21 protein-coding genes and 1 pseudogene are annotated in these 19,218 nt (G+C 68.9%); 9 read left to right on the top strand and 13 right to left on the bottom strand.

Going from position 1 to position 19,218, the window contains the following annotated elements; translation table 11 throughout:
• The first annotated feature begins 48 nt into the window (after positions 1–48).
• Together BS329_RS28210 and BS329_RS28205 are read left to right on the top strand one after the other, a co-directional pair.
• The gene (locus tag BS329_RS28210; RefSeq protein ID WP_076164237.1) at positions 49–696 is read left to right on the top strand and encodes a LuxR family transcriptional regulator; all 648 of its coding nucleotides are present in this window, start codon (positions 49–51) and stop codon (positions 694–696) included.
• Positions 693–1,610: a hypothetical protein gene (locus tag BS329_RS28205; RefSeq protein ID WP_076164236.1), complete on the top strand. Its 918-nt coding sequence runs from the start codon at positions 693–695 to the stop codon at positions 1,608–1,610. The genes BS329_RS28210 and BS329_RS28205 overlap by 4 nt, the downstream gene beginning before the upstream one ends.
• 72 nt (positions 1,611–1,682) lie before the next feature.
• On the opposite strand, the gene BS329_RS28200 is transcribed toward BS329_RS28205, so the two are convergent.
• From BS329_RS28200 to BS329_RS28170, 7 genes are all read right to left on the bottom strand, one after another.
• A complete protein-coding gene (locus BS329_RS28200; protein ID WP_076164235.1) occupies positions 1,683–2,432 on the bottom strand; it encodes a phosphoglyceromutase in 750 nt (249 codons plus the stop codon).
• A gap of 461 nt (positions 2,433–2,893) precedes the next feature.
• A complete protein-coding gene (locus tag BS329_RS28195; protein ID WP_076164234.1) occupies positions 2,894–3,805 on the bottom strand; it encodes a DUF4349 domain-containing protein in 912 nt (303 codons plus the stop codon).
• Between the two features lie 67 nt (positions 3,806–3,872).
• Positions 3,873–4,388, bottom strand: coding sequence for a type III secretion system chaperone family protein (locus BS329_RS28190; protein WP_076164233.1), 516 nt, complete (start codon positions 4,386–4,388; stop codon positions 3,873–3,875).
• Positions 4,385–5,689, bottom strand: a complete 1,305-nt coding sequence (gene mshA / locus BS329_RS28185) for a D-inositol-3-phosphate glycosyltransferase (RefSeq protein WP_084750243.1) — start codon at positions 5,687–5,689, stop codon at positions 4,385–4,387. The genes BS329_RS28190 and mshA overlap by 4 nt, the downstream gene beginning before the upstream one ends.
• 21 nt (positions 5,690–5,710) lie before the next feature.
• Positions 5,711–6,523, bottom strand: coding sequence for an alpha/beta fold hydrolase (locus BS329_RS28180; protein ID WP_076164232.1), 813 nt, complete (start codon positions 6,521–6,523; stop codon positions 5,711–5,713).
• A gap of 132 nt (positions 6,524–6,655) precedes the next feature.
• Positions 6,656–7,834, bottom strand: a complete 1,179-nt coding sequence (locus BS329_RS28175) for a L,D-transpeptidase (protein ID WP_076164231.1) — start codon at positions 7,832–7,834, stop codon at positions 6,656–6,658.
• Between the two features lie 214 nt (positions 7,835–8,048).
• Positions 8,049–9,113 (bottom strand): UDP-N-acetylmuramate dehydrogenase, encoded by a 1,065-nt coding sequence (locus BS329_RS28170; protein ID WP_076164230.1) that lies wholly within the window; start codon positions 9,111–9,113, stop codon positions 8,049–8,051.
• 26 nt (positions 9,114–9,139) lie between these two features.
• Between BS329_RS28170 and BS329_RS28165 the strand changes: the two genes are divergently transcribed.
• From BS329_RS28165 to BS329_RS28145, 5 genes are all read left to right on the top strand, one after another.
• The gene (locus BS329_RS28165) at positions 9,140–9,637 is read left to right on the top strand and encodes a DUF2505 domain-containing protein (protein ID WP_076164229.1); all 498 of its coding nucleotides are present in this window, start codon (positions 9,140–9,142) and stop codon (positions 9,635–9,637) included.
• The gene (locus BS329_RS28160; RefSeq protein ID WP_076164228.1) at positions 9,619–10,416 is read left to right on the top strand and encodes an SAM-dependent methyltransferase; all 798 of its coding nucleotides are present in this window, start codon (positions 9,619–9,621) and stop codon (positions 10,414–10,416) included. Before BS329_RS28165 ends, BS329_RS28160 begins: the two co-directional genes overlap by 19 nt.
• Before the next feature lie 74 nt (positions 10,417–10,490).
• Positions 10,491–11,150 carry a DedA family protein gene (locus tag BS329_RS28155; protein WP_076164227.1) on the top strand — a complete coding sequence of 220 codons (660 nt, stop codon included), beginning with the start codon at positions 10,491–10,493 and terminating at the stop codon, positions 11,148–11,150.
• Positions 11,128–12,012 (top strand): formyltetrahydrofolate deformylase, encoded by an 885-nt coding sequence (purU, locus tag BS329_RS28150; protein WP_208619283.1) that lies wholly within the window; start codon positions 11,128–11,130, stop codon positions 12,010–12,012. Before BS329_RS28155 ends, purU begins: the two co-directional genes overlap by 23 nt.
• Before the next feature lie 14 nt (positions 12,013–12,026).
• Entirely contained in the window at positions 12,027–12,656 is a 630-nt protein-coding gene (locus BS329_RS28145) for a pyridoxamine 5'-phosphate oxidase family protein (RefSeq protein WP_076164225.1), read from the top strand.
• A gap of 76 nt (positions 12,657–12,732) precedes the next feature.
• Here BS329_RS28145 and BS329_RS28140 read toward each other — a convergent pair whose 3' ends face one another.
• The 3 genes from BS329_RS28140 to BS329_RS28130 form a co-directional block, all read right to left on the bottom strand.
• Complete coding sequence (locus BS329_RS28140) at positions 12,733–13,731, bottom strand: NADP-dependent oxidoreductase (RefSeq protein ID WP_076164224.1); 999 nt, start codon at positions 13,729–13,731, stop codon at positions 12,733–12,735.
• Positions 13,732–13,835: 104 nt separating this feature from the next.
• Positions 13,836–14,270: an SRPBCC family protein gene (locus tag BS329_RS28135; RefSeq protein WP_076164223.1), complete on the bottom strand. Its 435-nt coding sequence runs from the start codon at positions 14,268–14,270 to the stop codon at positions 13,836–13,838.
• Positions 14,271–14,421: 151 nt separating this feature from the next.
• Positions 14,422–15,318 (bottom strand): ABC transporter substrate-binding protein, encoded by an 897-nt coding sequence (locus tag BS329_RS28130; protein WP_084750240.1) that lies wholly within the window; start codon positions 15,316–15,318, stop codon positions 14,422–14,424.
• Positions 15,319–15,491: 173 nt separating this feature from the next.
• Here BS329_RS28130 and BS329_RS28125 point away from each other — a divergent pair, with 173 nt between their 5' ends.
• On the top strand, positions 15,492–16,178 hold the full coding sequence (locus tag BS329_RS28125; RefSeq protein WP_076164222.1) for an ABC transporter permease: 687 nt from the start codon (positions 15,492–15,494) through the stop codon (positions 16,176–16,178).
• The gene (locus tag BS329_RS28120; protein WP_076164494.1) at positions 16,175–16,891 is read left to right on the top strand and encodes an ABC transporter permease; all 717 of its coding nucleotides are present in this window, start codon (positions 16,175–16,177) and stop codon (positions 16,889–16,891) included. Before BS329_RS28125 ends, BS329_RS28120 begins: the two co-directional genes overlap by 4 nt.
• Before the next feature lie 126 nt (positions 16,892–17,017).
• On the opposite strand, the pseudogene BS329_RS28115 reads toward BS329_RS28120, so the two are convergent.
• The 3 genes and pseudogenes from BS329_RS28115 to BS329_RS28105 all read right to left on the bottom strand — a co-directional run.
• Positions 17,018–18,283, bottom strand: a pseudogene (locus BS329_RS28115) (aromatic amino acid lyase); the annotation flags it as partial.
• Positions 18,280–18,834 carry a YbaK/EbsC family protein gene (locus BS329_RS28110; protein WP_076164221.1) on the bottom strand — a complete coding sequence of 185 codons (555 nt, stop codon included), beginning with the start codon at positions 18,832–18,834 and terminating at the stop codon, positions 18,280–18,282. The gene BS329_RS28110 and the pseudogene BS329_RS28115, both read right to left, overlap by 4 nt.
• Positions 18,835–18,847: 13 nt before the next feature.
• Entirely contained in the window at positions 18,848–19,141 is a 294-nt protein-coding gene (locus BS329_RS28105) for a DUF2516 family protein (protein ID WP_076164220.1), read from the bottom strand.
• Positions 19,142–19,218 lie beyond the last annotated feature (77 nt).

The following is a 19,218-nucleotide window of genomic DNA, read 5'->3' as shown; positions in this document are numbered from 1 at the left end:
AGCGATGTTCCCGTCACGGCGGCCGGGGAATGTTGGAAGACTGTCGCCGTGGAACTCGTCAGTGACATCTCCCTGATTCGCGGAGAAGAAGAGCTGTTCGACCGGACGGCTCATCTGTTCGTCGCGGCGACCGACATCGCGTGCGCGGCCGACGACCTGTACACCTGGGCGCTTTCCCGGCCGTCGCTCACCCGCCACGGCGAGCGGATGGTGCGCGACAAGCGGATCCGCAAGCTGTACCGCCCCGGCGTCCTGCTGAACGAGCAGACCGCGCGGCACCTGCACCGCCTGTCCGGTCTCGGCGCGCAGATCCGGATCGGCACCGGGGAGATCAACGAGGCGATCCTGCTCGACGAGCGGGTCGCGATCATGGCAGGCGACGAGGGCAAGGCGGTGCGCTCCTACAGCGTCATCTCGCGCCCGGAGCTGGTTCAGGGCATCCTGTCGCTGTTCGAAACCGCCTGGGAGGCGGCCGCCACGTTGGAGACTTTCGACGCGCGGTTCGCCGACATCCGGATGGAGGCACCGCAGATCCTCGACTTCCTGACCACCGGCTGCAAGGACGACAAGGCCGCGAAGAGTCTCGGCATGGGCGTGCGCACCTATCAGCGGCGCGTCTCGGAGCTGCTGGTCGCGCTCGGCGTGACGTCGCGGCTCCAGGTCGACGCGCGGGCGAGGGAGCTCGGCCTCCTGTGAAGCGCTGGGCGGGATTCGCCGTGCTGCTGGTGCTCGCGGGCTGCACCACCACCGTCTCCGGCACCGCCCGGCCCGAACCGGCGGGCCCGCCCTCGAACTTCGCGCTGGTGAATCCGGCGAGCACGGCTTCGGTGCTGACGTCGGTCAAGAAAGCCGTCGAAGCGGTGTTCTCCTACGACAGCGCGGCACTGCCCGCCTACGAGAAGGCGACCGCCGAGAACCTGACACCCGCGGCGCGGGAAGAGCTGGCGAAGCTGCTGACCGAGGTCCGGAACTCGGCGGAGCCGATCAAGCTGGTGACGCGGGTGATCGTCTCGGCGGCCGTCGAGCAGACGCCGGACAAGGCGCGGGTGCTGACCGTGCTTGACCAGAGCAGCACCCGGGCGGGCACCACCAGCAAAGGCCTCGCGTCGGTGCTGCTCGCGGCCGTGCGCGAGGGCGACCGCTGGCGAATCGGCGAGGTGACGGTGAACCCGGCGGGGTCGCCGCTCGCCCCGGAGAAACCGGGCGTGGGCGACCGGGCGATCGCGAGGACGCGGGACTCCGCCCGCGACGGCGGTCTGCGGGTCGCGGAGGCCCTGCTGAGCGTCAATTCGGCCGATCCTGAAGGCACCTTCGCCCGCTACGAGTCCGTCTCGACCGGACAGTTGCTGGCGCAGTTCCAGCAGGGCAAGGCGACTCAGGTGAGTCAGATCCGGGCCGCGGGCACGAAGGCGGCGATGGCGCCGAACCCCGTCGCCGCGGTCATGGAACTCGTGGACGACAAGGCGAGTGTGCTGCTCTACGCGGCCACGGACGTCACGGACCCGGCGGGCCAGGTGACGAAGAAGTACCTGCCGATCGTCCTGCGGCTCCAGCACTTGCCGGAGGGCTGGAAGGCCGCCGGCCTGGAGCTGGTCCAGCCCCTCCCCTGACGCAATTCGTCCTCTAGTTGCGGTAGTTCGAGAGCGAACCACCGCAACTAGAGGACGAAACGCGAGGAGGGGTCAGCGGCCCTGGTTCGCCACGGCGGCCGCGGCTTCCTTGGCGGCTTCCGGGTCGAGGTAGGTCCCTCCGGCCGTGACCGGCTCGAGGTCCTCGGTGAGGTCGTAGCGCAGCGGGATGCCGGTCGGGATGTTGAGCCCGGCGATGGCGTCGTCGGAGATGCCGTCGAGGTGCTTCACCAGCGCCCGCAGCGAGTTGCCGTGCGCGGCGACCAGCACGGTCTTGCCTGCCCGGAGATCCGGCACGATCGCGGACTCCCAGTACGGCAGCAGACGCGCGACGACGTCCTTGAGGCATTCGGTCAGCGGGGCGGAGTCGCCGAGGTCGGCGTAACGCGCGTCGCCCACCTGGCTGAACTCGTCGGCCGGGTCGATCGGGGGCGGCGGGGTGTCATAGGAGCGGCGCCAGAGCATGAACTGCTCCTCGCCGAATTCGTCCAGGGTCTGCTTCTTGTTCTTGCCCTGCAGCGCGCCGTAGTGCCGCTCGTTGAGACGCCAGTCGCGCTTCACCGGGATCCAGTGCCGGTCGGCGGCGTCGAGCGCCAGGTTGGCGGTCGAGATCGCCCGGCGCATCAGCGACGTGTGGACGACGTCCGGCAACAGGCCGGACTCGGCGAGCAGCCGCCCGCCCTTGCGCGCCTCCCGCTCACCCTGCTCCGACAGCGGCACGTCCACCCAGCCGGTGAACAGGTTTTCGGCGTTCCACGTGCTCTGCCCGTGACGCAGCAGCACCAGAGTCCCAAGCTCAGCCATGGGGTTCAGCCTGCCAGAGCAGGCGGAAGCGCCGGTCAGAGGGCTGGACTTGCCGTTTGTTCTACGGAGAGTGCGTTACCCGCGAGAACACTTTCACCCGTCCAGAAGACGGGTTGTCAACAAGACCGGATCCCCGGACATCAGGCTGCACTCCGTTATCCCGGTTTTCAGATTTCACTCGAATGGGGTAACCGGTAGTCTTGTGATTACAGGTGGAGATCTGACAGGTTGACTAAGTCCCGCGCGGCCGGATTCCACGCACTCCCCGGCTCGACGCGGGTGACGACCGCGACTCGTCTCCCCCCTGCCGAGTCGCGGCGCCCGCCGGCCCCGTTGGCATCCCCCTCGTCACCGGGTCCACCTTGGCGGGAACTTCAGCGGGGCGGCTCGAGATCGCGACTCCCCCCTCCCTCGAGCCGTCCCGCCTAAGTCTTTTCAGGGCACGGAACCTTGGTCGCGAATCAGTCCAGCGGAGGCGCGGACGGCAGATCCGACGCCGTCGCCATCGCGGGAGCCGCCGGACGGCGCCGCTTGCGCAGCCACCACACCAGGGCCGCCGCGGGAATGCCGAAGACCAGCACGAACGGAGCCATCGCCCCGATCACGACCAGCAGGCCGCCACCGAAGGTCAGGAACGCGTTCCAGCCGCCGGCCAGCCCATCGAGGAAACCGTTACGGGACTCTTCCGCGACCACGACCTCTTCCGCCTTCACCTGCAAGGAAATAGTCGACATGGCGACACTTCCGGCGAGGCTCTCGCGGCGCTTCTGAAGTGATTCGAGTTCGGCTTCGCGGTTCGTCAGCTCACTCTCGACCGAGGTGATCTCCGCGATCGACGTCGCCCTCGCGAGCAGCGCGCGGATGCGCTCGACGCTCGCCCGCTGGGTGGCGAGCCGGGAGTCGACATCGACGAGCTGCTCGGTCACGTCAGTCGCGCCGGCCTCCCGCCGGACCAGCTTCCCGAGCCTGCCTAACTGGTCCAGCACGCCGTCGAGGCGTTCGGAGGGGACGACGACACTGATCGTCGCCCGCTTCTCCTGGGTGCTCTCCTGGCCGGTGTAGCCGGCGGCGCCCTGCGTGATGACGCGGACCTGCGAGATCAGGTCGGCCACGTTCGGCGTGGTGAGCTCCATGCTCGCCGTGCGCACCAGTTTGCGGTCGGTGACACCCGGCTGCCCGGCGGGCGCCGGCGCCTTCTCCTGCCCGGCCTTGCCGCCACTGTCCTGGTTCGGCGCACCCTGCTTCGGCGCCGCCTGCTTCCCGTCGGACGACATCGGCATCGCGGCGGATTCGCCGCTGGAATCGTTCGCCGAACAGCCCGCCAGCGCCAGCACGATGCCGGCGGCGGCGATCCATCTCAATCGCTTGCGCATGAGTCCTTCTCCCTCCAGTGCCGCGGAGAGAGACGGAGCGGACTTCAGCGCCGTTGCACCGTCCGGGTCACGAGTCGGTCAAGGCTCCGGGCTCGTGCCCGTTCGAGGGTTCTACGAGATGCTTGAACGCCTGCAAGTTCGCCAGCGACTCGCCGCGCGACACCCGCCAGTCCCATTCGCGTTTGATCGACTCGGCGAACCCGAGTTCGAGCAACGTGTTGAAATCGCCGTCGGCGGCCTCCAGCACCTGCCCGAGGATCTTGTCCAGTTCGGACTCGGTCACCGTGTCCAAGCCGAACCGGCCGACCAGATAGATATCGCCCATCGCGTCGACGGTGTAATGCACGCCGTACAGTTTCGCGTTGCGGCGCAACAGAAAGCGGTAAACGTCCACATGCGACTCATCGGGGCGGCGGCAGACGAAGGCCTCGACGGCGAACGCGTGGTCGCCCGCGACCAGCCAGCAGTTCGTCTGCAACTTCTTGGTGCCGGGCAGCGTGACGAAGTACTTGCCCTCGCCACGCCTGTCGTACTTCAGGCCCGCGTTGTCCAAAGAGGACCGCAAAGTCTCGTCGAGTGTCAAACCGCCACCTCCGTGCGCTGTTCGAGGGCGCGCCGGAACGCGCCGGTCGCCTGAGCGTACGTGTCCAGCAGGCGGTCCGTCGTCCGGCGCCAGGAAAAGCGCTGCGCGTGGACGACGGCGTTGGCCGAGAGTTCGGCACGCCTGCCGGGCCGCAACGCGACGTTGGCGAGCGCGCCCGCCCACTCCTTCGGATCGTGCGAGGGCACCAGCAACCCGGAAACCCCGTGCGGGACCGCGACCGGCAGCCCGCCGACCTCGGCCGCGATCACCGGCGTCCCGCAGGCCTGCGCCTCGAGCGCGACCAGCCCGAACGACTCGTTGTAGCTCGGCACGGCGACGATGTCGGCCGCGCGGTAGACGTTGACCAGAGACCGGCCTGGCTGCGGCGGCATGAACCGGGTCTGCTCCTCGATGCCGAGGGAGACGGCCAGTTCACGCAGGGCCTGTGGCTGCTCCAGCCCGGTCCCGGACGGGCCGCCGACGATCAGCACGACCAGCCGTGACGCCAGCTCCGGCCGCTCGCGCAGCATTTCGGCCGCGGCCAGCAGGAGGACGTCCGGCGCCTTCAGTGGCTGGATCCGGCCCGCGAAGGCCAGCACGATCGCGTCCTGCGGCAGGCCGAGCGCCCGGCGCGCGGCCGACCGCGAACCCGGCGTGAAGCGGTCGAGGTCGACCCCTGGCGGGATGGCGTGCACGGCGTGCGGGTCAGCGTCGTACAGCTCGATCAGCTCACGGGCTTCGACGCGGGTGTTCGCGACCAGGCAGTCCGCCTCTTCGACGACCTGCTGCTCGCCGATCACGCGGGTGCGCGGTTCCGGGGTGTCGCCCTCGGCCAGCGCCGCGTTCTTGACCTTCGCCAGGGTGTGCGCGGTGTGCACCAGCGGCACGCCCCAGCGATCTCGGGCGAGCCAGCCCGCCTGGCCGGAGAGCCAGTAATGCGAATGGATGAGGTCGTAGTAGCCCGGTTCGTGGAACGCCTCGGCCCGCAGCACCCCGGCGGTGAACGCGCACAGCTGCGCCGGGAGCTCATCGCGTCCCAGTGGCTCGAACGGCCCGGCCGGGATGTGCCGCACGAGCACTCCGGGCGCCAGCTCGGCGACCGGGGGCTGGTCCGAGGACGTCGCCCGCGTGAACACCTCGACCTCGACGCCGCGGCGGGCCATCTCGGTGGCCGTCTGGCTCACGTAGACGTTCATCCCGCCGGCGTCGCCGGTACCCGGCTGTTCCAGCGGAGAGGTGTGCAACGACAGCACCGCGACGCGCCTTGGCGCGGCATCGAACCCGTACAGAGGGAACGTCACCTGGTCAACACTCCTGAAGTCCTACTGATCGGCGAACCCGCGCAGCAGACCACCGAACTCATCCGCTGCTTCGGCGAACGGCAGATGCCCCACCTCAGGTAGCCAACGCATGACGGCCCCCTGAATCTTCCCGGCCGCGTATTCCGCACACGTCGGATCGATCACAGCGTCCGCGAGACCGTGGACGATCAGCGTCGGTTTGTCCAGATCGCGAAGAACGTCCTCACTCCCGACGTCGCGCCGGAACAGCGCGGAGCGCACGGAAGGCGGCGTCGAGAGACAGGCGCCGAGCAGTGATTGGGTCAGCGTCCCGGACACCGGTGCGGCCGTCATCCGCTCGCTGAACCGCACCAACGCGGGAATCGCGACCGCCGGATCGTCCGACAGCACCGCCGGGATGGCCTCACGCATCGCGGGGCCGACCTTGCCGCCTTGCCGGTTCTTGCCGATTTCCGTGATGGCGCCCACCAGCACGACGCCGCCAAGCCGTGCGGAACCGTGCACGCGAAGGAAGTCGGTGATGACGAGCCCGCCGTAGGACCAGCCGACGACGATCGCGTCTTCCCCGGCGAAGTCCAGCACGGAAGCGAGGTCTTCGGCCCAGACCCGCGGATCGTCGTAGCCCGCCGAGGGAACCTCGGAGTCCCCGTGACCGCGCAGATCCATCGCGACCAGGCGATACCGCTCGGAGAGCGCGGGATCGGCCAGCTGGGGCGCCCAGGCCTTGGCGGACTGGGCCCAGCCGTGCACGAACACGATCGGACGGGTGTTCTCGGCGCCTTCGACCCACAGGCCGATGCGGGTTCCGCCGTAGCCGACTACCTCGGTCTTCATAGGTCGCACTTTATGAGGTCCGGCCAGGTGGTCGTGAGCGCGATTCGGGCGGCAGGTGTCGCGAAAGCCACTTTCGGGACACCTGATGTCCTGAAAGTGGCTTTCGCGACACCCTGGGCACGCGTCACGCGGCTACTTGATCGCCGACAGGGCCTTCCAGGACTTCCAGTCGTAGAACCAATTCTTGACGTCCGATTTGGTCGGACTGCCCAGCTTCGAGCCGGTGATCTCGACCGGGTCGCCGATCATCGCCGAGTCGAAGTACTTCTTCGCGTCCGCCTCGAGCAGGTTCACGCAGCCGTGCGAGGTGTTGGCCTTGCCGATGTTCGACGCGTTGTCCTGGTTCTCGTGGATGTACTCGCCGTTGTTCGAGATCCGGCAGGCCCACTTCTTGTTGACGTTGGTGTAGCCGTAGCGCGCGTTGTCGAAGCGGGCCGTCGGCTCCTTGGTCATCACGATGAAGGTGCCGTTGGGAGTGTTCCGCTGGACGTCGCCGTCGAGCCCGTTCGAGCACGGGTAGCTCGCCGATTCCGCGCCACCGCGGTAGACCTTCATCGTGTGGTCCGGGGTGTTGACCTTGACCACCTGGTTGCGGCCGATCTTGAACTTCGTGGTGACGTCGGCCTTGCCGTACGCGCCGCCGCCGAGCGCGACGCCGTAGAGCTTCGCCTCGACGTTGACCGTGATGTTGGCGGGCCAGTACTCCTTCGGCCGCCAGTCGACCTGGCTCTCCGACAGCCAGCCCCAGGAGCCCTCGACGTCCTTGTCGGTCGTCACCTTGAGCGCCTTCTCGGCGGCCGCCTTGTCCTTGACCGGGGACGCGAACTTCACGCTGATCGGCATCGCGACGCCGACCTCGGCGTCGTCTGCCGGGTTCAGCGTGGCGCGGACCTCCTTGGCGGGCTTGACCGTGGTGAAGGTGCCTTTCAGCTCGGCGGGCTTGTTGTCGCTGCCGGTGGCCTTCGCGGCGTACGTGTAGGTCTTGCCGTAGCCGAGGACCTCGGAGGCTTTCCAGGTGAGGCCGTCGGGGGAGAGCTCGCCCTTGACGTCCTTGCCCGAATCCCCGGTGACCTTGACCTCGGTGAGCTTGCCGTCGGCGACCTTCACCACGACCGGGGTCACCACGGAGGCGTCCTTGGCGTCGACGGCGGGTTCGGCGGTGATCTTGGCGATCGGCGGTGCCGAGGCCTCTCCTTCACCGCCGCTGCCCTCCGGCTTGGCGTTGCCGCCTGCTTCGCTGGAGCAGGCGGCGGCCAGCATGGCCGCACCCGCGGCGAGCGCGGCCTTGAACACCGTGCGCCGTTCGATCACCGTCTACCTCCCATTGGCCCCCCGGCGAGCTTCTACCCGCTCAGCGCTGAGGACCTCTCCGACGTTACCCGCGGCGACGGAACTCACCCTCGCCCCTCACGGAGATAGACGCATGGGACCGGCCCGGGGTTGTTCACCACCCGCGATTCGTCCTCTAGTTGCGGTAGTGCGCGGCACGAACTACCGCAACTAGAGGACGAATCGCGGGAGAGGGCTAGAGCGAGCAGTTGATGAGCAGGGGTTCTGGGTGCAGCGAGACGCCGAAGCGGGCCTCGACGCCGTCGCGTACTTCGCGGGCCAGCGCGAGGAGGTCCGCCGTCGACGCCTTACCCCGGTTCGTGAGCGCCAGCGTGTGCTTCGTCGACAGCGACACCCGGCCGCCCGGCCCCTCGTGCCCCTTCGCGAACCCCGCGCGCTCGATCAGCCACGCCGCGGACAGCTTCGTGCCACCGGGCGCCGGGTACCGCGGAACCCGGACGTCTTGGCCGACGACGTCCACGATTCCCGCCAGCACCTTCGCCAGCTGAGCCTCGCCGATGATCGGGTTGGTGAAGAACGAGCCCGCGCTCCACGTGTCGTGGTCGTCGGCGTCCAGGACCATGCCCTTGCCGCGACGCAGCCCGAGGACCGCTCCGCGTGCTTCAGCCGCCGGGACCCGGTCACCGATCTCGATGCCGAGCGTGCGGGCGAGTTCGGCGTAGCGGATCGGGGCCGACAGGCCGTCTTCGGCGACCTTGAAGCGCACTGTGAGCACGACGCCCGCGTCGGTCCCCTTCAGGATCGAGGTGCGGTAGCCGAAGCCGAGCTCTTCGGCGCTCAGTGTGCGGATCTCGCGGGCGGCGCGGTCGTAGAGATCGACCGAGACCAGGGACTCGGCCACCTCGCAGCCGTAGGCACCGACGTTCTGGATCGGCGTCGCGCCCACCGAACCGGGGATGCCGGAGAGACATTCGAGCCCGCCGACGCCCTCGGCGACCAGGCCCTCGACGAAACCGTCCCAGTTCTGCCCCGCCGCGACCTCGACGAGATCTCCGTCACGCGTCCAGCCGGTGTTGCCGACCTTCAGCAGCGCGCCATCGAAGCCCTCGTCGGCGACGACGAGGTTCGACCCGCCGCCGAGCAGCAAGATCGGCTCGTCCGCGTCGTCGGCTTCGCGGACCGCCTCGACCAGGGCCTGCGCCGTCGTCGCCTCGGCGTAGCGCCGCGCCGGGCCACCGAGCCGCAGCGTGGTGTGATCGGCGAGGGCGGCGTGCTGAGTGGGAGTTTCGGCAGTGCTCACGACCGTGAACGGTACTGTCTGGCGCCATGGCATCCCGTATCGAGCACCGCGCAGCCTTCTCCGCCGACCTCGCGAGCGCGTGGGACGCGGTGGCGGGTGAGGCGGCGCTGCGGGCCCGGCTCGAGCAGATCGGCGGCGATAACGCGGAGCTGCTGGAATACGTCCCGGCCGAGGACGGGGTGCGCTACAAGCTGCGTCAGGGCATCAGCTCGGACAAGCTCCCGTCGGCCGTCCGGACACTGCACCGGGGCGACCTCGTCGTCGAGCGCGAGCAGACCTGGAAGGCCTCCGGAGCCGGTTACGCGGGCAACGCGACGGCGTCCGTGCAGGGCGTGCCCGGCGAGATCACCGCGAAGACGTCGCTGACCGGCGAAGGTGAGCAGACGACCCTGGTCACCAGCGGTCAGGTCAAGGTGCGGCTCCCGTTCGTCGGCGGGAAGCTGGAGACCGTGATCGCCGAACAGGTCGTCAAACTGCTGGAACGCGAGGCGGAATTCGTCGCGAAGTGGCTGGCCGAGCGCTGAAACCGGTCGGGGCACCGACACGCGGGACCACCAACCCCAACCGGCTCCGCCGCGTGGACCGGTGGCTGGCAAGCGACCCGGCCGTGACGCGGCTGCTGCGCGGCGCGGACGAACCGCTCGTGGTCGACCTCGGCTACGGCGCCTCGCCGGTGACCACCGTGGAGATGGCCCGCTGGCTGCGCACTGTCCGGCGCGACGTCCGCGTGCTCGGCCTGGAGCTGGACGCCGAACGGGTCTCGGTCGCGCAGTCCGCCGTCGACCGGCCGTGGCTGGACTTCCGGCGCGGCGGCTTCGAGCTCGCCGGGACACGGCCGGTGGTGGTGCGCGCGTTCAACGTGCTGCGGCAGTACGACGAGGCCGAGGTCACCGGGGCCTGGTCGCTGATGCTGGACGCGATGGCGCCGGACGGGCTCCTGGTCGAGGGCACCTGTGACGAGATCGGGCGGCTGAGCACCTGGGTCGCCGTCGGGCACGACGGCCCGCGCGCGCTGACCCTGTCCGTGCATCTCGCCAGCCTGGAACGTCCGTCCACAGTGGCCGAACGCCTGCCCAAGATCCTCATTCACCGCAACGTTCCCGGCGAACGTGTCCACGAACTACTGTCCATTCTGGACATTTGCTGGGCGACGGCGGCGCCGCATCAGAACTTCGGCGTCCGTGCCCGCTGGGCGCATACCGTGCACCTGCTCACCGCCCGGGGCTGGCCGGTGCTGAACCGGCCGTCGCGGTGGCGGCTCGGTGAACTCACGGTGCCGTGGTCGTCCGTGGCGCCCGACTAGGACATTCGCGGGAATTCACCGGCACAACCCCACTCCGTCACCCCGATGCGACCTGGGGTGATCACCATGGAACCGTGGAACTGCTGGAGTACGTCACCGAGCTGCTTCAGGGCTTGCTGGGATCACCCTGGCTGTGGGTGATCGTGTTCCTGGTGTCCGGCCTGGACGCACTCCTGCCGTTCATGCCGAGTGAGACGACGGTCATCACCGTCGCGGTCCTGATCGGCCCGGATCCGCCGCAGCTGGCGCTGCTCGCCGTGGTCTCCGCGCTCGGCGCGTGGCTGGGCGACTGCCTCAGCTACACCGTCGGCGCCGCGGCTGGTCCGCGAGCGCTGTCCCGCCTGCAACGCGGTCCGGACGGGATCCGGCGCTACGAATGGGCGAAGATCCAGGTGCAGCGCAACGCCGTCCTGCTGATCCTCGCCGCCCGCTACCTGCCGGGCGGCCGCGTCGCGAGCGGGCTCGCCAACGGCAGCCTCGGCTACCCGCCGCGCAAGTTCGTCCCGCTCGACGCCCTCGGCGCGAGCATCTGGGCGGTGTACAGCGTCCTGATCGGTCTCGTCGGCGGAGCGGCCTTCGCGGACGAACCGGAGAAGGGCCTTCTGCTGTCCTTCGCGCTCGGGCTGTTGCTGGTCGGGGCGACCGAGGTCGGGCGGCGGGTGCGCGTGCGCATCCTGACCCGGCGCCGCGCCGCGGCCGAGAACGGCGACAATGGAGTGTGTGTCGAACCCTGAACGCCGCTATGTGATCTCCTTCGGCTGCCCCGACCGCACCGGCATCATCGCCCGGATCTCGGGTTTCCTCGCCGAGCACGGCGGCTGGATCGTCGAGGCGGCGTACCACACGGACCCGGACACCGGCTGGTTCTTCACCCGCCAGGTCGTCCGCGCCGACTCGCTCCCGTTCGACGCCACCGAACTGCGCATGCGCTTCGCCGACGTCGCGGAGTCGCTTTCGGCCGAGTCGAGCTGGCAGGTCAGCGACACGGGTGAGCGCCGTCGCGCGGTGATCCTCGTCTCCAAGGCCGGGCACTGCCTCTACGACCTTCTCGGCCGCGTCGCGTCCGGGGAACTGGACGTCGACGTCGCCGCGGTCATCGGCAACCACGCGTCGCTGGGCGACATCACCCGCGCCCACGGCATCCCGTTCCACCACGTCCCGTTCCCCGCCGGTGACGCCGAAGCCAAGGCGTCCGCGTTCGCCGAGGTCCGGAAACTGGTCGACGAGCACGACCCGCACGCCGTCGTCCTCGCCCGGTTCATGCAGGTCCTGCCCGCGGAACTGTGCGAAGCGTGGGCCGGGCGTGCGCTCAACATCCACCACAGCTTCCTGCCGTCGTTCGTCGGCGCGCGGCCGTACCACCAGGCCCACGCGCGCGGCGTGAAACTCATCGGCGCGACCTGCCACTACGTCACCGCCGACCTCGACGCGGGCCCGATCGTCGACCAGGACGTCATCCGGGTCGACCACGGCGATTCGGTCGAGGACCTGGTCCGCAAGGGCCGCGACATCGAGAAGGTGACGTTGGCGCGCGGGCTGCGGTGGCACCTCGAAGGCCGCGTTCTGGTGCACGGGAACCGGACTGTCGTCTTCTGATGGTTCACTGAGGCATGGGGATTTCAGAGATCAAGGTGATCGAGACGCACGAGGCGCTGCGCGAGCACCTCGGCCACCCGATGGAGCGGACGAAGGGGAAGATCCGCCCCTGCATCGACCCGCACGCGCGCACGGTGATCGAGCACTCGCCGTTCTATCTGCTGGCGACGGCCTCGTCCGACGGGACCTGCGACGTCTCCCCGCGTGGCGACCCGGCCGGTTCGGTGCTGGTGCTCGACGAGAAGACGCTGGTACTGGCCGACCGGCCCGGCAACAAGCTGCTGGACAGCCAGACCAACATCCTCGAGAACCCGCACGCGGGGCTGTTGTTCCTGGTGCCGGGCATGAACGAGACGCTGCGGATCAACGGCCGCGCGAAACTGGTCGCGGACGCGCCGTTCTTCGACGACCTCGTGGTCAAGGGAAAGCGGCCGTCGCTGGCGATCATGCTCGAGGTCCAGGAGCTGTACCTGCACTGCGCCAAGGCCTTCCTCCGGTCCGCGCTGTGGAAGCCGGAGACCTGGCCGGACCGCTCCGGTATCCCGAGCGCCGGCCGGATATTCCGCGACCAGATGAGGCTGGACGTCACGGCGGAGGCGCTGGACGCGGCGCTGACCGAGGGCGCCCTCACGACGCAGTACTGAGTCGTGGGGAGTGTTATGAACGGTCCGTTCATAACAGGATTTGTTATGAACGGACCTTTCATAACATCGGCGACGCTCAGACGCGGACCAGCATCTTGCCGGTGTTCGCGCCGCCCAGCAGGTCCAGGAAGGCCTGCGGAGCGTTGCGGATACCGTCCACGATGGTCTCGGAGTACTTGAGTTCGCCCGAGGCGACCAGCGGCGCGACCTCCTTGACGAACCGCGGCTGTAGCGCGAAGTGGTCGCCGACGAGCATGCCGCGCATGGTGAACCGCTTCGCGATGATCGACGCGAGGTTGCGCGGCGCCGCGGCCGGTTCGGTGTTGTTGTAGACCGAGATCATCCCGCAGATCGCCATCCGGCCGTGCAGGTTGATCGAGTCGATGGCCGCTTCGAGGTGCTCGCCGCCGACGTTGTCGAAGTACACGTCGATACCCTCGGGTGCCGCCGCGCGCAGCTGCTCGATGACCGGGGCGTCCTTGTAGTTGAACGCCGCGTCGAAGCCCAGCTCGTCGGTCACCCACTTGACCTTGTCGTCCGTGCCGGCACTGCCGATGACCCGCTTCGCGCCCTTCAGCTTCGCCAGCTGGCCGACGACGGATCCGACCGCACCGGCCGCGCCGGACACGAAGACGGTGTCGCCCTCTTTGAACTCCGCGACGTCGAGCAGTCCGGCGTACGCGGTGAGCCCGGTCATGCCGAGGACGCCGAGGTACGCCGTGATCGGCGCGGCCTCGGGGTCCACCTTCACCGCGTGCTCGGCGGCGACGACGGCGTGGGAACGCCAGCCGAGGCCGTGCAGCACGAGGTCGCCCGGTTCGAAGTCGTCCACGGTGGATTCGAGCACTTCACCGACGGCGCCGCCGTGCATGACCTTGCCGACCTCGTACGGCTCGGCGTAGGACTTCGCGTCGCTCATCCGGCCGCGCATGTACGGGTCCACGCTCAGCACCTGGTTGCGGACCAGGATCTCGCCCTCGCCCGGGGTCGGGATCTCGACGTCCGCGATCTCGAAGTTCTCGAGCGTCGGGACACCGTGGGGACGGGAGGAGAGCCGGATCTCGGTTGCGTTCACGAGGTAACTCCAAGTCTGTTGCGAACCACAAGCGGGGCGATCGCCCCGTATTCACGACGGGTACAACAGGCTAACCGGGGCGACCATTCCGATTGTGGCGAGCACTACACGACCTCGGCGAGCTTGCCGAGAACTCCCTCGTAGATCCGCTTGAGGCCACCGGGCGCGAAAGCCTTCTCGAAGAAGCCGCCGATGCCGCCCGCGCCGTCCCAGGTCGTCTCGATCCGGACGAGGCTGCCGTCCGGCACCTCGCGGACGGTCCAGGTGGTGACCATGCTGGAGTTCGCGTCGGTCTCGACGAGGGTCCCTTCGGACGGCTCGGACACCGTCGCGGCGACGTCACGCACGCGCTTCGACGTCGCTTGCAGCTTCCAGCTCGCCTTCGTGCCCGCGCCGACGCCGCCTTCGGTGACCTCGTAGTCGCGGTAGTGCTCCGTCAGCAACTTCGGCCGGGTTTCGGCGTAGTCGGCGACGAGCGCCCTGACCTTGTCGGCCGGCGCCTCGATGGTGCGCTCCGCGATGGCCGTGACCTTTCCCATCCCACTCCCTTTCACCCGTGGTGCAACGACAGCGCCCACGATTCCACCGGGCCTCGCGTCCGGCACGGGCGACCCTCCTGCCGCTGCGATGAAGGGGCCTTTCACAGCAGAATTCGCTGGGAAAGGCCCCTTCATCTCGCTTGAGGGAGGATTAGATGAGGGACTTCTCCTTCAGCCAGTCCTTCGCGACGTCTCCCGGCTTCTCGCCGTCCGAGTCGACGCGCTTGTTCAGCTCACGCAGCTGCACCGTGTCGAGAGCCTTGCTCACCGCGTTGACGGCGGCCGCGAAGTCGGCACCGCGTTCGTCGAGGACCTTCTTGTTCACCGCGGGCACGACGTTCTCTGTCGGCACGATGACGAGATCGTCCTCCAGTGCCACGAACTGCGGGTCGCCGACGAGCGGGCTCACCGAGTCGACCGGGATGACGGTGACCTTCCCGGACCGCAGCTGCTCGACGCGCGGGCCCGCTTCCTGCACGGTCTGGAAGGTGGCCTTCAGCTTGTAGACGTCGGTGAAGCCCTTGAAGCAGGGAAGCCGCTTCTCGCACTCCGGACCGCCCGCGACGATGACGTTGTCGACCTTGGACAGGTCGCTGATCTTCGTGAGGCCCTTCTCCTTGGCGAGGTCGGCCTTCACGATGTAGGTGTTCTTGTCCTCCGCCGGCGAGTACTCCAGCAAGCCGATGCCTTCGGGCTCGAACAGCTTCTTGAGCTGCTCGTGCTCGCCCGCCGCGTCCTTCGCGGCCTCCTTGCCGAAACCGGTGGTGATGGCGGCGCCCTGGTACTCGGGGATGAACTGCAACTCGCCGGACTTCAGCGCCGGGTAGATCAGCTCGCGCGAACCGAGGTTCAGCTTGCGAGTGATCGGGTAACCCTTGGCCTCCAGCGCGTTCGCGTACAGCTCGGCGAGGACCAGGCTGTCGGTGAAGTTGAACGAGGCGACGACGATCGGGGCCCCGCCCTTGCCCTGCGCGGCCGGAGCCGCTGCGTCGTCGCCACCCCCGCAGGCGGTCATACCGAGGACGGCGGCGGCGAGCACCGCGCCCACTCGAACATTCCGTGTCCAGCGCACGTGCACACTCCTATGACTCGAACAGAGGAATGGACAGTATCTCCGGGTCACGACAGAATCCACATTTTGAGAGTTCCGCCCCGTGTGCTCTCAGAGAACGGAATCGAACCGCCCGAACGGGGTAAGGTCGGCCGGTGCGAGCCTCCTCCGTGTTTCCCGTACCCGCCCAAGGCGGGCGGCCGCTGTTCGAATGGCGGTGGGTGGACCGGCATTTCGACGAGATCCTCGAGCGGCTCGGCGAGCACATCACGCTGACCGCGGTGGCGCTCGCCATCGGCCTGGTGGTTTCGGTCGGTGTTTCCGTGATTTCGTTGCGTCGCCGGTGGTTCTACGTCGTCGCGCTGAGCGCGGCCGGTTCGCTGTACGTCATCCCGAGTCTCGGCGCCTTCGCCGTGCTGGTGCCCTTCACCGGTTTGACGTCCTTCACCACCGCGGTCATCCCGTTGGCGACTTACACATTGCTCATCCTCATCCGCAACATAGTCACCGGCGTCGAACAAGTCCCCAAGGAAGTCCGCGAAGCCGCGATAGGCATGGGTTTCACGCGCTCGCGGCTGCTGTGGCAGGTCGAACTGCCGCTCGCGCTGCCGGTGGTGATCGCGGGCCTGCGAGTGGCGGCGGTGACCACGATCGGGCTGGTGACGGTGACTTCCATGCTCGGCAAGGGCGGGCTCGGGTACTTCATCCGCAACGGGATCCAGACCGCGACGCCGAACCCGACTTCGATCATCGTCGGCGTCGGGCTGTCCGTGGTGCTCGCCGTGGTGGTGGATCTGGTGCTGTGGCTCGGTGGGCGCGCGCTCGCGCCGTGGTCGCGGAAGGCGGCGTCGCGATGAGCATCATCGACCAGACCATCGAGTGGTTCGGCGAACCGAACCGCTGGAGCTGGACCGACCCGGCGGGTGTTCCGTATCGGACGGTCGAGCATCTCCAGTTCTCGTTGCTGGCACTGGCGATCTCGGCCGTGCTGACGATCCCGGCCGCGCTGTGGCTGGCGCACTACCGCCGCGCGCAGTTCCTCGCGACGAGCGCGGTGAACATCGGCCGCGCGATCCCCAGCTTCGGGCTGGTGATCCTGTTCTGGTTCCTGGCTTCCCGCCTCGAAGTCGACACGACGTTCTGGCCGCTGATGCTCGCACTCGTCGCGCTGGCGCTGCCGCCGTTGTTCACGAACACGTACGCGGGCGTCATCCAGCTGGAGCAGGAGACCGTCGACGCCGCACGCGGAACCGGCTACCGCGAGTGGCAGATCATGCTGCGCCTGGAGTTGCCGCTCGCGTCACCGGTCATCCTCGCGGGTGCCCGCGTCGCGTTCCTGCAACTGGTGGCGACCGTCGCGATCGGCGCGATCGTCAACGACGGCGGCGGGCTCGGACGGTACATTGTGGACGGTTTCGCGCTCGGGGACCCGGGCCACGGCGAGATCCTGGCGGGCGGGATCGCCGTCGTCCTGCTGGCTTTGGGGTGCGAGGCCGTTTTCGCGCTCATCACCCGCTGGGTGACTCCGCGCGGGCTGGCGATCCGGTCCCGCGCGGAAGTCCGTTCCTAATGCCGAGATCAGCGCGGTCACTTCCGGTCCCAGCGGCCGATCCACGACCACCGGTGGAACCAACGCCCGCAGCCGCGCATACGTCGCCCGAAGCCCGGGCGGCCCATCACCCGTCGCCAGCCACCGCGCCTGCGAACCCGCGATCAGCTCACAAGCCGTGACGGCGAACAGCCGCGCGCACGCGTCACGGAGCTGATTCCCGGCCGCCCAGGCGAACGCCTGCACGTCCTCCTGTCCGGCGGAAGTCTCGACGGAGCCCAGCGTCGCGGGCGTGGCCAGCCGCCGCAACGCGTGCAGCTCCCCCACCGCGCGTTTGTGCAGCGGCACCAGTCCCGCCCGCGGCCCCGGATCCACCGCGAGCTGGGCGGGCAGTCCGCTGAACCGCTCGTCCAGCAACCGGTGCGTCCGCTGGACGCCGATCTCGCCGAGATGCACCAGCGCCGCCGTCACCGCGTCCATCCGCAGCCCGAGTTCGACGGCGTGGAACCCGGTCGTGGACACGAATCCGCCGTCGAGGAAGGCAGGCGAGTCCGTCGGCATCGATCGGCGCAGGGCCTCGTCCAGTTCGTCGGCGACCCGCGTGAGATGGGCGATCGCCCGCGGCGCGACCCGCACGGAGACCGGCGCCTGGACGACTTCCGGCCGCTCGACCGCACCGCGGACCATGGCGCCCACTTCGGCGAGCACCGATCGCAGGACGCCGTCGTCTCCCGCCAGCGAAGGACGGTAGACCGCTTGCGGCGCACCGAGAACGTCGATCGCGATCGCCGCGGCCAGCGTCTGCGATTCCACCAGCCGCCGTACCTCGGCCAGCGCGAAAGCCGCGAGCGTCTCGGCCAGCGGCGAGCCCTGGATGAGCGTCGCGCCTTCCTTGAGGCCCAGCTCGTACGGCTTCTCCAGCACCTCCGACGCGGGCGTCTCGACGCCGTCGACCAGCACGGTCCCGACACCGAGGAAGGTCTGGAAGGCGTGCGCCAGCGGGATGATCTCGCCCGCGCTGCCCAGTCCCGTCCTCGGCACCGCCGGGGTGAATCCCTCGTTCAACCGGTCGACGAGGAACGTCACCAGTTCCGGGCTCGCGCCCGCCTCCGGCGCGAGAAGATCCCGCAGGCGCACCAGCAGGAGCCAGCGCACCTCCGGGGCCGAGAGCCAGGGCGGGCCGCCGACGGCACGGCCGATCAGCAGGTTCCACTGGTACCCCTCGGTCGTGCCGAGCGCGACCCCGGCCAGCCGCCCCATGCCGGTGTTCACGCCGTAGACGGGGCGATCGCCCAGCGCGGCCAGGACGCGGGCGCGGTTCTCGCCGAGCCTCGCCAGCAGCGCGGGGTCGATCTCGAGGGACTCGGCTTCGAACGCCGGGTCCAGTTCGAAGTCCTTTGTGGACAGCCTCACTCGACGGGGCGCGCGAGACCTTCGATGACTTCGGCACCGGGCAGGGAGGCGAGGACCGAGCCCGAGATCAGCAGCTTGCCGCCGCGGATCCCGCTGCCGATGACCAGTTCGGGCTCGTCCGCGACGCGCTGGTCGATCAGGATCGGCCAGCCGTCGGGCAGGCCGACCGGGGTGATACCGCCGTACTCCATACCGGTGAGCGAGACGGCCTCGTCCATCGGAGCGAAGGACGCCTTGCGCACGTCGAGGCGGCGTTTGATCACGCCGTTCACGTCGGCGCGGGTGGTGGCGAGAATCATCGCGGCGGCGAACCGGACCTCACCGGCGCGTTTGCCCGCGACGACGACGCAGTTCGCGGACGCCGACATCGGGGAGCCGTACGCCTCGCAGAACGCGGCGGTGTCGGCCAGTTCGGCGTCGATCTCGACGACGCCGACGGCGTCCGGATCGGCCAGGGAGGCGAGTGCCTTGGCGACGGGCTCGGCGAGCAGGTCCGTGCGCGAGAGGGCGGGGACGACGGTGAGGCTTCCGGCGATGGTCCAGGTAGTCACTCCGCCACCCTAATCACCAGTTGCGGCCTCCGCGCTGGACCTCGATGAGCTTCGGGCGGACGTCCACGAGGTAGACCAGGACCGCGACGAGCGCGGGCAGCCACAGGATCATGCCGCCGCCGTAGAACTCGAAGAAGGTCATCACGACGGTGGACCCGCCGGTGATGAGCATCCAGATGGGTTTGGTCTTGCGATCGGCGGCCGAATACGCGTCCGCACGCTGCAGCAGCGCGTGCACGAAAGCGAACAGCCCCGTCAGTGCGCCGCCCCAGTGGATGGCGATGAGGATCCAGGTGGCAACGAACACGAAGTCAGCTTACGTCAAACCGGGCGAATGACCCGGGCCCCTGGTACCGAAGCCGGTACCAGGGGCGTGCGAGTTCA

The sequence above is a fragment of the Amycolatopsis coloradensis genome, from assembly GCF_001953865.1.
GTDB lineage: Bacteria > Actinomycetota > Actinomycetes > Mycobacteriales > Pseudonocardiaceae > Amycolatopsis > Amycolatopsis coloradensis.
The sequence above is the reverse complement of the archived record's forward strand: the minus strand, read 5'-3'. Positions and strand labels throughout refer to the sequence as shown.